The organism is Denitratisoma sp. (assembly GCA_032027165.1).
Taxonomy (GTDB): domain Bacteria; phylum Pseudomonadota; class Gammaproteobacteria; order Burkholderiales; family Rhodocyclaceae; genus Desulfobacillus.
On the sequence record JAVSMO010000001.1, the window covers coordinates 925,893 to 939,678 of the forward strand.

Annotated in this window: 11 protein-coding genes; 8 read left to right on the forward strand and 3 right to left on the reverse strand. The window is 62.6% G+C overall.

Features of this window, described 5'->3' with window-relative positions; genetic code table 11:
- Window positions 1–76 precede the first annotated feature (76 nt).
- Genes ROZ00_04415 through ROZ00_04430 form a run of 4 tightly spaced genes read left to right on the forward strand, consistent with a single transcriptional unit; the run spans window position 77 to window position 6,670 of the window.
- Window positions 77–2,233 carry an ABC transporter substrate-binding protein gene (locus ROZ00_04415; GenBank protein ID MDT3735451.1) on the forward strand — a complete coding sequence of 719 codons (2,157 nt, stop codon included), beginning with the start codon at window positions 77–79 and terminating at the stop codon, window positions 2,231–2,233.
- Window positions 2,233–3,210 carry an ABC transporter permease gene (locus ROZ00_04420; protein ID MDT3735452.1) on the forward strand — a complete coding sequence of 326 codons (978 nt, stop codon included), beginning with the start codon at window positions 2,233–2,235 and terminating at the stop codon, window positions 3,208–3,210. Before ROZ00_04415 ends, ROZ00_04420 begins: the two co-directional genes overlap by 1 nt.
- On the forward strand, window positions 3,210–4,646 hold the full coding sequence (locus ROZ00_04425; GenBank protein MDT3735453.1) for an ABC transporter permease: 1,437 nt from the start codon (window positions 3,210–3,212) through the stop codon (window positions 4,644–4,646). The genes ROZ00_04420 and ROZ00_04425 overlap by 1 nt, the downstream gene beginning before the upstream one ends.
- Window positions 4,643–6,670 carry an ABC transporter ATP-binding protein gene (locus tag ROZ00_04430; protein MDT3735454.1) on the forward strand — a complete coding sequence of 676 codons (2,028 nt, stop codon included), beginning with the start codon at window positions 4,643–4,645 and terminating at the stop codon, window positions 6,668–6,670. The genes ROZ00_04425 and ROZ00_04430 overlap by 4 nt, the downstream gene beginning before the upstream one ends.
- On the opposite strand, the gene ROZ00_04435 is transcribed toward ROZ00_04430, so the two are convergent.
- On the reverse strand, window positions 6,667–8,016 hold the full coding sequence (locus tag ROZ00_04435) for a transglycosylase SLT domain-containing protein (protein MDT3735455.1): 1,350 nt from the start codon (window positions 8,014–8,016) through the stop codon (window positions 6,667–6,669). The genes ROZ00_04430 and ROZ00_04435 overlap by 4 nt on opposite strands.
- 145 nt (window positions 8,017–8,161) lie before the next feature.
- Here ROZ00_04435 and ROZ00_04440 point away from each other — a divergent pair, with 145 nt between their 5' ends.
- On the forward strand, window positions 8,162–9,115 hold the full coding sequence (locus tag ROZ00_04440; GenBank protein MDT3735456.1) for a diguanylate cyclase: 954 nt from the start codon (window positions 8,162–8,164) through the stop codon (window positions 9,113–9,115).
- A 3-nt stretch (window positions 9,116–9,118) separates the two neighbouring features.
- On the opposite strand, the gene gloB is transcribed toward ROZ00_04440, so the two are convergent.
- A complete protein-coding gene (gene gloB, locus ROZ00_04445; protein MDT3735457.1) occupies window positions 9,119–9,883 on the reverse strand; it encodes a hydroxyacylglutathione hydrolase in 765 nt (254 codons plus the stop codon).
- Window positions 9,884–9,910: 27 nt separating this feature from the next.
- Between gloB and ROZ00_04450 the strand changes: the two genes are divergently transcribed.
- The 3 genes from ROZ00_04450 to dnaQ are packed head-to-tail and all read left to right on the forward strand — an operon-like array spanning window position 9,911 to window position 11,786.
- Window positions 9,911–10,633 carry a class I SAM-dependent methyltransferase gene (locus ROZ00_04450; GenBank protein ID MDT3735458.1) on the forward strand — a complete coding sequence of 241 codons (723 nt, stop codon included), beginning with the start codon at window positions 9,911–9,913 and terminating at the stop codon, window positions 10,631–10,633.
- Window positions 10,630–11,088, forward strand: a complete 459-nt coding sequence (rnhA, locus tag ROZ00_04455) for a ribonuclease HI (protein ID MDT3735459.1) — start codon at window positions 10,630–10,632, stop codon at window positions 11,086–11,088. Before ROZ00_04450 ends, rnhA begins: the two co-directional genes overlap by 4 nt.
- Window positions 11,085–11,786, forward strand: a complete 702-nt coding sequence (gene dnaQ, locus ROZ00_04460) for a DNA polymerase III subunit epsilon (GenBank protein ID MDT3735460.1) — start codon at window positions 11,085–11,087, stop codon at window positions 11,784–11,786. The genes rnhA and dnaQ overlap by 4 nt, the downstream gene beginning before the upstream one ends.
- Here dnaQ and ROZ00_04465 read toward each other — a convergent pair.
- Complete coding sequence (locus tag ROZ00_04465; GenBank protein ID MDT3735461.1) at window positions 11,775–13,766, reverse strand: PAS domain S-box protein; 1,992 nt, start codon at window positions 13,764–13,766, stop codon at window positions 11,775–11,777. The genes dnaQ and ROZ00_04465 overlap by 12 nt on opposite strands.
- Window positions 13,767–13,786 lie beyond the last annotated feature (20 nt).

Here is a 13,786-nt window from a genome sequence, read left to right on the forward strand (position 1 = left end):
CCCGGCAGATGACGCCAATTCGCCCATCCGCTACACTCCACGCACGATGCGCGAATTTCCGACGCCTGTCTGCTGGATGCTAGCCATTGCCGCACTCCTCTCCGGTTGCGGCGAGGTGTGGAACAATCCCTACCCGACTCAGGACAGCGGCAAAAACATCCTCTACAGCGCCTTCACCGAACGCCCCAAGCACCTCGATCCGGTGCAGTCCTACAGCGAGGATGAGGCCGAGTTCAATGCGCAAGTCTACGAGCCGCCGCTGCAGTACCACTACCTGAAGCGACCTTATATGCTGATTCCGCTGACGGCAGAGACGGTGCCACGGCCGCGTACCGTGGATGCCGCCGACCGCGACGTGCCGGCAGATTCCCCCCGCGTGGCCCACACGCTTTACGAGATCCGCATCCGGCCGGGGATTTTCTACCAGCCGCATCCGGCCTTTGCCCGCGGCTCCGACGGAAACCTGCTCTATCACGGGCTCACGCAGAACGACCTGAAGGACATCTATACCCTGCGCGATTTCCCGCACAGCGGCACGCGCGAACTGACGGCCGAGGACTACATTTACCAGATAAAACGACTGGCTCACCCGCGCCTGCATTCGCCGGTCTTCGGACTGATGAGCGAGTACGTCGTCGGCCTGAAGGAATTCGCAGAGGCGCTGAAGGCGGAGGACAGGTCGCTGGCGGCCTCGGGGAGAAAACATGCCTGGCTCGATCTGTCGAAGATTCCGCTCGCCGGCGTCGAGCTGACGGGGAAGTACAGCTATCGCATCCGCATCAAGGGCCGCTATCCGCAGTTCGCCTACTGGTTGGCGATGAACTTCTTCGCGCCGGTGCCGATCGAGGCCGACCGCTTTTACGCCCAGCCCGGCATGGCCGACAAAAACCTGATTCTCGACTGGTACCCAGTCGGCACCGGCCCCTACATGCTGACCGAGAACAATCCCAATGCACGAATGATCCTCGAACGCAATCCGAACTACCGAGGCGAGGACTATCCGGGCGAGGGCGAGGAGAGGGACGCTGCCGCCGGCCTGCTCGCCGATGCCGGCAAGCGCATGCCCTTCATCGACAAGGTCGTGTTCTCGCGCGAGCGTGAGGGCATCCCGTACTGGAACAAGTTCCTTCAGGGATACTACGATCTTTCCGGCATCAGCTCCGACAGCTTCGACCAGGCCGTGCGCATTTCCGTCGAGGGTGAAGCCGGCGTTTCGCCGGAGATGACGGCAAAGGGCATCAAGCTGGTGACGTCGGTCGGCACCGCCACGCGCTATTTTGCCTTCAACTGGCTCGACCCGGTGGTCGGCGGCAACCAGGCCGACGCAACGGCACGCGAGCGGGCGAGGAAGCTGCGTCAGGCGATCTCCATTGCGCTCGACTGGGAGGAGTTCATTTCCATCTTTGCCAACGGTCGTGGCATTCCGGCGCAAGGGCCGATACCCCCCGGCATCTTCGGCTTCAGGGCGGGCGATGTCGGCATCAACCCAGTGGTGTACGACTGGGTGGACGGCACGCCGCGGCGCAAGTCTCTCGAAGCGGCAAAGAAGCTGCTCGCCGATGCCGGCTATCCGGGCGGGCGCGACGCGAAGAGCGGCCAGCCCCTGGTGCTCTATCTCGACACCACCGACCGCGGCCCCGGCGACAAGCCACGCCTGGACTGGTATCGCAAGCAGTTCGCCAAGCTGTCGATCCAGCTGGAAGTCCGCGGCACCGATTACAACCGCTTCCAGGAGAAGGTGCGCAAGGGCGCGGCGCAGATCTTCGTATGGGGTTGGAACGCAGACTATCCCGATCCGGAGAATTTCCTTTTCCTCTTTCACGGCCCGCAGAGCCGCGCCAAGTTCCAGGGCGAGAATGCCGCCAATTACGCCAACCCGGAATACGACCGGCTCTTCGAGCAGGTAAAACACATGGAGAACAGCCCGGCGCGGCAGGCACTGATCGACCGCATGATGGCCATCCTGCGCGAGGATGCGCCCTGGTCGTTCGGCTTCCACCCGAAGGACTACAGCTTGCACCACGGCTGGGTGGCGAACCTCAAGCCGAACCACATGGCGAGGAACGGCCTCAAGTATCAAAAGATCGATGCGGTGCAACGCGAGCGGCTGCGTGCAGCCTGGAACCGTCCGGTGCTCTGGCCGCTCGGCCTGATGGCTGCCATCCTTGCCGCCAGCGCGGCGCCGGCGGTCATCGGCTGGCGCCGCCGGGAACGATCGCAGGGGAGGGCGTAATGCTGGCCTACATCATCCGCCGCCTGCTCTACGCCATTCCGATCCTGATCGGCGTCAATCTTTTGACCTTCACGCTGTTCTTCGTGGTGAACACGCCCGACGACATGGCGCGCATGCAGCTCGGCATCAAGCGCGTCACACCGGAGGCCATCCAGAAGTGGAAGGCGGAGCGGGGCTATGACAAGCCGCTGCTCTACAACGGGACGGCAGAGGGCGCGGGAAAAATCACGCGCACCATCTTCTTCGAAAAGTCGGTGAAGCTCTTCGTCTTCGATTTCGGACGCGCCGACGACGGCCGCGACATCGGCCACGAAATCAGGATGCGCATGGCGCCGAGCCTGGCTATCGCCGTGCCGGCCTTCATCCTCGGGCTCTTCGTAACGATCTCCTTTGCCCTCCTGCTGGCCTTCTTTCGCGCCACCTATCTCGATTTCTGGGGCGTGGTCATGTGCGTGGCCATGATGTCCATCTCCAGCCTGTTCTACATCATCGGCGGGCAATACCTGGTGAGCAAGGTCTGGCATTTGGTGCCAATCTCGGGCTATGCCGGTGGCCTGGATGCCGGGCGCTTCCTGCTGCTGCCGGTAATCATCAGCGTGGTTGCCGGCATCGGCAGCAGCACGCGCTGGTATCGCACCATTTTCCTCGAGGAGATCGGCAAGGACTACGTCCGCACGGCGCGTGCTAAGGGCCTGTCAGAATTGGCGGTGTTGTTTCGTCATGTACTGAAGAACGCCATGATTCCGATCCTCACCGGTGTCGTCGTGGTGATCCCGCTGCTCTTCATGGGCTCGCTGCTCACCGAATCCTTCTTCGGCATTCCGGGGCTCGGTTCCTACACCATCGACGCCATCAATGCGCAGGACTTCGCCGTGGTGCGCTCGATGGTCTTCATCGGCTCGGTGCTGTACATCGCCGGCTTGCTGCTGACAGACCTGTCCTACACCCTGGTCGATCCGCGCGTGAGGCTGCAGTGATGCCGATCGTCTTGTGGACCGATGCCCTGATTTTCCTCCTCATTGCCTCCGCGATCGGTGCCGGCTTCTACGTCATCCGCCGCGAATACCTGCTGGCGTCGTGGCGCCGCGTCGGCGAGAGCCGCGCCGGCATGGCGTCGCTGACGGTGTTGGCGGCTTTCATCGCCATCGGTCTGTTGGATTCGCTGCACTATCGGCCGCGTCTCGACGACGTCTCGGGCAGGACGGCCAGCGGCTACAGCAGTGAGGTGCGCAGCGCCCTGGATGCGCTGCTGCTGCCCTTGCGGGCTGGTACCGAGAAGACCTATTCCGCACCGCTGGCCACACACCTTTATGCCAGGGAGACGGTTGAACTGCCGGACGGCAGCCAGACGCGGGTGTTCCCGCGATTACAGCATGGCGGCGCGCACCTTGAGAACCCCGAGCAGGACTGGGGAAAGGACGTGGCCGCCCGGACCGTCCGCGGGTTGGCGTTCGCCGTGCTGGCGGGACTGACTTTTTCTGCGATCGTCGTGCAAGCGGCGGCACTGCGCTGGGGGCTTGGCTGGCAGGTAACCTGGCGCCGCATCTGGAAGGGCGACACGCAGTTTGCCTGGAATGCAGTCCTGACCGCCTTGGCGGTCCTCATGCTGCTGGCCGGGCCGGTCATTTCGCTGGCCGGCGGCTACCACGTCTTCGGCACCGACAAGGTTGGACAGGATGTGCTGTATCTCACGCTGAAGAGCATCCGCACCGGACTGGTCATCGGTACCATCACCACGCTGTCGATGCTGCCCTTCGCGGTGGCGCTGGGCATTGTCGCCGGATATCGCGGCGGTTGGATCGACGACTTCATCCAGTATCTCTACACGACTCTGAATTCGATCCCCAGCGTGCTGCTCATTGCCGCCTCGGTGCTGATGGTTCAGGTGGCGATCGACACGCATCCGGACTGGTTTGCCACCGCAGCCCAGCGTGCCGATGCGCGCCTGCTGGCACTGTGCCTGATCCTAGGCGTGACGAGCTGGACGGGATTGTGCCGGCTGCTGCGCGCCGAGACTCTCAAGCTGCGTGAGCTGGAGTACGTTCAGGCGGCGCAGGCCTTCGGCGCCTCGCCCTCGCGCATCATGGGGCGCCACATCCTGCCCAACGTCATGCACATCGTGCTGATCGCTGTGGTGATGGACTTTTCCGGCCTGGTGCTGGCCGAGGCGGTTCTCTCCTATATCGGCATCGGCGTCGATCCCAGCACCATCAGCTTCGGCACCATGATCAACACGGCGCGCCTCGAGCTGGCGCGCGAGCCGGTGGTCTGGTGGTCGCTGATCGCCGCCTTTGCCTTCATGTTCGTGCTGGTCCTGGCGGCCAACCTGTTTTCCGACGCGGTACGGGATGCTTTCGATCCGCGCGTTGCCAGCCGCCGTGTCGCGGCCCCGGCGCAGGAGAAGGCGGCATGAGCCTGTTGCGCGTCGACTCCCTGCAAACTTCGCTCGCGAGTGCGGCGGGTGTCGTGCGCGCAGTCGACGATGTTTCGTTCGAGCTCGCCGCGGGAGAAACCTTTGCCCTGCTGGGCGAGTCTGGCTGCGGCAAGTCGATGACGGCGCTCTCGCTCATGCGGCTGCTGCCCGATGCCGGATCGATTGTCGGCGGGCGGGTCTTGCTGGGCGGGCGCGACCTGCTGGCCCTGTCCGAGTCGGAGATGCGCGAGGTGCGCGGCAGCGAGTTGGCGATGATCTTCCAGGAGCCTGCCACCAGCCTGAATCCGGTTCTGACCGTCGGCGAGCAGATCGTCGAAGTGCTGGAACGGCATGCATCGATGAGAGGGGCGGCCGCGCGCCGACACGCCCTGGAACTCGTTGCCGCTGTCGGCATTCCCGACCCCGGGCGTCGCCTCGGCGAGTACCCCTTCCAGCTTTCGGGCGGCATGAAGCAACGGGTCATGATCGCCATGGCGCTGGCCGGCGATCCCGCCTTGCTGATTGCCGACGAGCCGACGACCGCGCTCGATGTGACGATCCAGGCCCAGGTGCTCGACCTGCTCGGACAGCTGCAGCGCAGCCGCGGCATGGGGATGCTGCTTATCACACACGATCTGGGCATAGTCTCGCAGCTGGCGCAGCGGGTCGGCGTCATGTATGCAGGCGAACTGGTGGAAGTCGCCGAACGCACGGCGTTCTTCGCCTCGCCGAAACATCCTTATTCGAACAAGCTGTTTGCCGCGCTGCCGCGCCCTGAGCGGCGGGGCGCGGCGCTGGAAACGATTCCGGGCAGCGTGCCGCCGCTGTCGACGAGGTTTACCGGCTGCCGCTTCGCCGAGCGCTGCCCAAGTGTCCGGGAGCGCTGCCGGGAGGAGGTGCCATCCTGGCATGCGGCAGAGGCGGGGCATGTCGTGCGTTGCCACCTTTACGATGCGAAGACACCGGCCGTTGAGGGAAGCGCCCGCGTCGCGGAAACGTCGTCGTTGCACAGTGGCGAGAGTGATTCCATGCCGCCGGATTCCGAGGCGCCGCTGCTGGAGGTGGCCGGTCTGAAAGTGCATTTCCCGATCCGTCAAGGCGTTTTCAAGCGCGTCGTCGGGCAGGTCAAGGCGGTCGACGGCGTGTCGCTGAGACTGACTTTGGGGCGCACCCTGGCATTGGTGGGGGAGTCGGGCTGCGGCAAGACGACCGTGGGCAAGGCTGTCCTACAGTTGCTGCAACCCAGCGGCGGTAGCGTACGTTTCGCCGGCGAGGAACTCACCTCCCTGCCGGACGCACGTCTGCGCGCATTGAGAGCGGAAATGCAGATCGTGTTCCAGGACCCTTACGGGTCGCTGGACCCGCGCATGCGGGTGGGCGACATCATTGAGGAAGGCATGGCCGCCTTGGGCACGGCATCCGAGCTTGCGGTGCGGAACCGGCAGATCGATGAAATGATGCTGCGGGTCGGCCTCTCTTCCGAAATGCGTGGTCGTTACCCGCATGAATTTTCCGGCGGCCAACGGCAGCGCATCGCCATAGCCCGGGCGCTGGCGGTCGAACCCCGCCTGCTGGTCTGCGACGAGCCGACCAGCGCGCTCGACGTTTCCGTGCAAGCGCAGATCCTCAACCTGCTTAAGGAACTACAGGCCTCCCTCGGCCTCGCCTACCTGTTCATCACGCACAACATTGGCGTCGTGGAGTATCTGGCGCATGAAGTGGCGGTGATGTACCTCGGCCGGATTGTCGAGCGGGGCGCGGTGGGGGAAATCCTGCGCGACCCCAAGCACCCCTACACGGAGGCGTTGCTCTCGGCAGTACCGCGCCTGGACGTCGATACGGGCCGGCCGGTCATCGTGCTCAAGGGGGATATGCCTTCGCCGGCCCGTCCGCCTGCGGGTTGCCACTTTCATCCGCGATGTCCGCGGGCGATGCCGCAGTGTTCGGTCGGCTATCCTGCGGAGACGCAACTTGAGGGCGGGCGTAGCGTATGCTGCTACCTGTATGAGCAAATCCGTGCTTAGTTGCGTGGCGGCTGTTTCTTGGCAGCGACGTTTTTGGGAGGCGTCCCAGGTTTTTTCCTGGCGGCGTTCTTCTGGCGCTTGCCGGCGGCCATCTTCTTCTTGCCCCTGACGGGGGCCTTCCTGACGCTTGGCTTGATCACGGGGAGGTTTACCTTCAGAAGGTTATCCGCAACCGGCTCTCCCTTGGCCGGCACCAGCAGGGTATGACCAGGCCCGATGCGCATTCTCGCGCTGATGCCATTGACCTGCCTGAGTCGCGTTACCGTCAGGCCGTGCTTGTTCGCGACCGCAGCCAGGCTTTCGCCTTTTTTGATGGTGTAGGCCTGCCAGTTCGTCAGCGGCTTGTTGTGCGCCTCGAGATTGGACATGAACACGTCGACCTTTTCTGCCGGAAGCACGATGTTGGCTCCGCCCTTGTCCGGAATGACCGGCCGATTGAAGGCCGGATTGAGGGCAAGAAATTCCTCGATGGTCATTTCCGCCAGCCGCGCAGCAATGGCGACATCCATGTGGGCGGAGACCTCCACCGTCTGGAAGTAGGGTTTGTTGGGAATCGGGTCCAGGCTGACGTTGAAGAGCCCCGGCTGGGCAATGATGTTCTTGAGGGCCTGCAGCTTTGGCACGTACCAGCGCGTTTCATTGGGCATGGTCAGGCTCAGGTAGTCGGTCGGCAGTCCCTTGGCCATGTTCTTGTTGATGGCGCGGGCCACTGCGTTCTCGCCCCAGTTGTAGGAGGCCAGCGCGAGATGCCAGTCGCCGTGCATCTCGTATATCGATTGCAGGTAATCGAGTGCGGCGCTGGTGGAAGCGATGATGTCGCGTCGCTGATCCATCCACCAGTTCTGGTCGAGCTGGTAGGTCTTCCCGGTGGAAGGTATGAACTGCCACATGCCAGAGGCATGGGCGCGCGAATAGGCCATCGGGTTATAGGCGCTTTCGACGATCGGCAGCAGCGCCAGCTCGGTGGGCATGCCGCGCTTTTCCAATTCCTCGACGATATGGTGCATGTAGCGGCGGCTACGGTCGACGACGCGTCGCAGGTAGTCGGGGCGGGCGAGATACCAGGCTTGCTGCTGCTGGACCAGGGGGCTGTCGAGATTCGGCATGCCGAAGCCATGGCGGATGCGGACCCACAGGTCGTCGGGCGGCAGCGTCAGATCGATCGTCGCCAAGGGCGGCGGGTCTTCCTTCAGCTCAATGGTCTGGACGGGTTCGTGCGATGCTGCCTGCGTCGGCATGGGGGCCGCCACAGTCGAATCACCCTCCTCAGCGGCAGCCGAGGCAGGAAACTGGCAAAAGACAAGGCAAGCAAGGATTCCCGGCAGCGCGGTCTTGAGCGTGAACATGGAACCTGAGAGTGCGAAAACCCAATGCTACCGTTGCCCCTCCGGGGCGTCAATTTCTCTCTCTGCAATCCGCTGAAAATAACTCTATCCGGCCTGTATTCGGCTATGCTTGCCGCCAAAAGCAGGAATGGTCCAACGATTCCCGATGAAAGCACTCGTCATAGAAGATACCGCGACCAGCCAGGCGGTGATCTGTCATCTGCTGGAGCGTCTGGGCATACAGCCGGTCCAGGCGCGTGATGGGCTGACTGGCATTGTCAGTTTCGAGAAGGAGCAGCCGGATCTGATCCTCCTGGACATCATACTTCCGGGTATCGATGGCTTTGAAGTAGCCCGACGCATTCGGGCCATGGAAAGGCCGGGCGAGTGGACGCCGATCATTTTCCTGACCGCACTCACCAGGGATGAGGACCTGGAACGCGGCATCGAGGCAGGCGGCGATGATTATCTGCTCAAGCCGGTGAGCGAAGTGGTGCTGGGCGCCAAGGTGCGGGCGATGCAACGCATCATCCAGATGCGTCACTCGCTGCTCGTGCTGACGCGCAAACTGGACAGCGCCAATCGCGAGTTGACGCGGCTTTCCGCCGTCGACGGCCTGACCGGGATAGCCAACAGAAGACAGTTCGACGAGGCCTTGCTGCGTGAATGGCGGCGCTGCCTGCGCGAACGAGAACCGTTGTCGCTGCTGATGGTGGACGTGGATTACTTCAAGCAGTACAACGATGGCTACGGCCACCAGGCGGGGGATGAGTGCCTCAAGGTGGTAGCCGGCACACTGCGGAACAAATTGCGGCGACCGGCCGATATTGTGGCGCGGTATGGGGGCGAGGAGTTCGCGGCGGTGCTGCCCGACACCGCTTCGGAAGGGGCCATTCTGGTGGCCGAAGCCATGAACTCGGCAATCCTCAAGCTTGGCATACCGCATGAGGGCTCGGCGTTCGGCACCCTCACGGTCAGCGTGGGCGTGGCAACCCTTGTTCCCGTGCAGGTCGAGGGACTGCCCCGGCTGCTGAGTGCCGCCGATTGGGCATTGTACGAAGCCAAGCGCGAAGGACGCAATTGCGTGCGGGTCGCCGATCCGATGCTCGTGACGGACTGACTGTCAGCGGAAGCTGTTCTTCCATTCCCGCAAGGCGGCAAATACCTCATTGGGGCCAGCCAGGTGGGCTCCGCAGTGGCGTGTCGCAGAGGCAGCGACCTCAGGTTCCGCGCCCCGCAGGAAGGGGTTGGTCTCGCATTCTTCAGCAAGCGTGAAGGGTACGGTCGCTTGTTCGCTGGCGCGCAGCCGCGCCACTTGCCCGGCCCGCTCCAGCAGCCTTGCGTTCCCGGGCTCGACGGCCAGGGCAAAGCGTATGTTCGACTGCGTGTACTCGTGCGCGCAGAACACCTTCGTGTCGGGGGGCAAGGCGGCCAGCTTGCTCAACGAGGCCCACATCTGCTCCGCGGTCCCCTCGAACAGCCGGCCGCAGCCGCAGCCGAAAAGGGTGTCGCCGCAGAACAGTGCGCCATGGCCGTAATAGGCAATATGGCCACGTGTATGGCCGGGAACCTCCAGGACCTGAAAAGTCACCTTGAAACCCGGCAGGGCGACAGTATCCCCTTCGCGCAACGGAACCGTGACGCCGGCGATCGGCTCGTTCGCAGGGCCGTAAACCGGAGCCGGATGCCGTGCGATCAGGCCGGCGACCCCGCCGGCGTGGTCGCCGTGATGATGCGTGAGGAGAATGGCGGCCAGACTGGCGTTCTCGTCCGCCAGGTAGTGCAGCACGGGGGCGTCGTCGCCTGGGTCGACTGCGATGACGCTGCGACCTTCCCGCAGCAGCCAGATATAATTGTCCTCGAACGCGCGCAAGGCTTGAATGTCCATTGCGTGATTCTCGGACTTCGGAGCGAAATGTCAATTCCCGGACTCGATGCCTGGCTGGAGACCCCGCAGGGGAAATACATCCTCGAATGGGAACAGGCGCGTTTTGATCAGATGGTGGTCGACATTTTCGGCTTCAATGCTGTGCAGGTCGGCCTGCCGCAATGCGATTGTCTGCGGGCGAATCGCATGCCGCTGCGCTTTGTCTATGATTCTGCTCCGCCAGCCAGAGTGATCGGCGACTCCCATCACCTGCCCCTGGCCGGAAACAGCGTCGACCTGGTCGTACTGCCGCATATCCTGGAATTCGCGCCCGATCCGCACCAGATACTGCGCGAGGTGGAGCGCGTACTGGTGCCGGAAGGGCAGGTGCTGATCTCGGGGTTCAATCCCTTCAGTCTCTGGGGCATCAAGCGGCGCCTGGCTGGCAGGAGGGCAGCTTTCCCTTGGCAGGGACAGTACTTCAGTGTGCGGCGTCTGAAAGACCTTCTGACCTTGCTCAGCTTCGAAACTCAGGCTGGCTGCTTCGGCCGTTATTCGCCTGCGGTGACGCAGGAAAAATGGCTGCGCCGATGGCATTTTCTCGAACTGGCGGGCGACCGCTGGTGGCCGATTGCCGGTGCCGTGTACCTCCTGCAGGGCGTCAAGCGTCAGCACGGCCTGCGCCTGCTTACGCCGGCCTGGCATGACCGCAAGGCGCGTGCCAAGGCGCTGGCGCCTGCGGTACAGAGAATCCAGAAGGGCGGCCGGTGAGCGCGGCAACGGAGATTGTCGAGATCTACACCGATGGCGCCTGCAGAGGTAACCCGGGTCCTGGCGGGTGGGGTGCCCTGCTGAGAATGGGCGGCCACGAAAGGGAACTGTTCGGGGGCGAGGCGGATACGACCAACAACAGGATGGAACTCACCGCGGTGATCCGCGCCCTGGAGGCCCTCAAGCGACCGGTGCATGCCCGCGTGCATACCGATTCGCAATATGTCCAGAAAGGCATCAGCGAATGGATCCACGCCTGGAAAAAACGCGGCTGGCGCACCGCTGACAAGCAGCCGGTGAAGAATGCCGAGCTGTGGCGGGAGCTGGACGAGCTGGCATCGCGCCATCGCATCGAATGGCGCTGGGTGAAGGGCCATGCCGGCCATGCCGAGAACGAACGCGCCGATGCGCTCGCGCGCCGTGGCATCGATACCTTGAAAGGAACGCACGCTTGAGACAGGTTGTCCTCGATACGGAAACAACCGGTCTCGATTTTCGCCTTGGCGATCGTGTCATCGAGATCGGGTGCGTTGAGTTGCTCAACCGCAAGCTCACCGGGCAACGCTTTCATCGCTATATCAACCCGGAGCGCGAGGTCGAGGCGGGCGCGCTGGCCGTGCATGGCCTGTCGAACGAATTTCTGCAGGACAAGCCCCGGTTCGGCGAAATCGTTGCGGAATTCCTCGATTTCATCCGTGGGGCCGAACTGGTCATCCACAACGCGGCATTCGATGTCGGCTTCCTCAACAACGAGTTGGCCCTGCAGAAGGAGTCTGCGCTGGAGCAGGCCTGCGCGGGGGTGGTGGACACGCTGAAGATGGCGCGCGAACTGCATCCCGGCCGGAGGAATTCCCTGGATGCGCTTTGCGAGCGCTATGCCATCGACAACTCCGGCCGCACGCTGCATGGCGCCCTGCTGGATGCCGAACTCCTGGCCGAGGTCTATCTGTCCATGACGCGCGGCCAGGAAAGCCTGATCATGGAGATCGACGCGACAGCAACCCCTGTTCTGCAGGCCGGACTGGCGGAACAACGTCCGCCACTGCGTGTGCTGCGAGCCAGCGCTGACGAGTTGACGGAACATGAGAAGGTCCTTGCGGAAATAGGCAAGGAAAGCAAGGGCAACTGCATCTGGCCGATTTCAGGAGGTTGAATTTCCGGGTTGCCTCGCCCGTTGGTCGGTCAGGGTGAAGTAGAAGGTCGAACCGGCCTCGAGGCAGCTGTCTGCCCAGATGCGGCCACCATGCAGGTGGATGATACGTTGAACAGTCGCCAGTCCGATGCCGGTGCCCTCGAACTCCTCCGGACTATGCAGTCGCTGGAATGCGGCGAAGAGCTTATCGGCGTATTTCATATCGAACCCCGCACCGTTGTCCCTGACATAGAACACGTGATCTCCGTTTTCCTCCCGGCAGCCGAACTCGATGATCGAATTGTTGCGTTTTGAGGTGAATTTCCAGGCATTGCCGAGCAGGTTTTGCAGGACGGCCTGCAGCAATACGGGGTCGCCCTGTGTTACGAGATTTTCCTGCACACGCGTCTCGACCTTTCTTTCAGGCTCCGATTCGGCAAGTTCCAGAAGCATGGCGTGTGCCATGTCGCTGATGCGAACCGACTCAAGCCGGACTTCGCTGCGGGCGACGCGGGAAAGTTCAAGCAGGTCGTCGATGAGATCCCCCATGCGGACACTGGCTTTCCGTATCCGCTTCAGATGGTCCAGTGACTCGCTCTTGTCGCAGCCCTGGCAGCCTTCTTCCATCAGATGGGCAAAGCCGTTGATGCCGCGCAGTGGCGCGCGTAGGTCGTGGGAGATGGAGTAGCTGAACGCCTCCAGTTCTTTGTTGGTGGCAGTAAGCTGTCGGGTGCGCTCCGCCACGCGTCGTTCCAGGTCGGCATTGAGCTGAACAATCTTGTCTTCGGCCTTCTTCCGCGCCGTGATGTCCTCCTTGACCGCAATGAAATGCGTTATCCGGCCATGCTCATCCCTGAGCGAGGAGATGCGCGTATCCTCCCAGAATAGTTCGCCGTTCTTCTTCCGGTTCAGCAGTTCGCCACGCCACTCCCGGCCGGCTCGAATGGTTGCCCAGAGATTGCGATAGATGGCCGATGGGGTTAGGCCCGATTTCAGGATGCCAGGCGTTTTTCCGAGCGCCTCCTGTGGCGTATAGCCGGTGACCTCGGAGAACTTTGGATTGATGTATTCGATTATGCCCTGCGGGTCTGTGATGACGACAGTAGCGGGGCTGGATTCGATCGCCTGCGACATCTTGCGCAGGTTGTGGCCGGTTTCCCTCAATTGGGCGACATCCACGGCAATCTGCTCCATGTCCTTTTGGATGGTGTCCGCCATCTGGTCGAAAGCCAGCGCGACTTCTCCTATCTCATCCTGGGAACGGTAGCCGACGCGGGCATCGTGGCGCCCGCTTGCGAAAGCGCGGCTGGCCCTCACGAGGCGGCGGAGCGGTAGCACCACCTGGTAGCGAATAACCAGCAGGCTGAAAATGAGCATGGCTAGATCCAGCATGGCCAGCCGATAGAGGTTGCGCATCGCCTCGTCTTCGATAAGCTCGGCGTTCGTGGCGAGGGTGGCAGCGATGACGTCCGCCAACTCGAGGATGGCCTTACCGTCGCGATATAGGTGGTCCAGTTCGGCCTTGATGTTCTGTTCAGAGATGGCTCCTGTCAGGATGCCATCTATTTTCTGCCGGTAATTGATCGAGTGCCTCCAGGCCGATTCAATGGCGTCCTGCAGATGCGGCGGCAAGGCCTTGACTTCCTGGCCAGAAAGCCTGCCCCCACCGTCGAGCACGGCAAGGGTTTCATCGAGACGTTTCAATCTGTCTTCAATCGCCGTACGGTCGGCATCCTGCCCCTGCACGAGACGGTAAGTGTCGAGCTGGATGCTCTGGCTGATCCAGCGCAGGCTACCTGTCAGATTGATCAGTATGGCCGTTCCTTGGAGGCGCAGAAACGAGGACTGGATCACGAAGACGTTGCCGGCGCCGATTATGATCAGCACGGCAAAGAGGAGCATGAGTTTCTTCCGGATCGTCAGGCGCATAGCACGGTGCAACAGCGATGCGTTTTGCATCGCCTGCCCCTTCTCCTGGCATGAATCCGTTGCAATATTCATGGGCCCTTTATACGTTATGC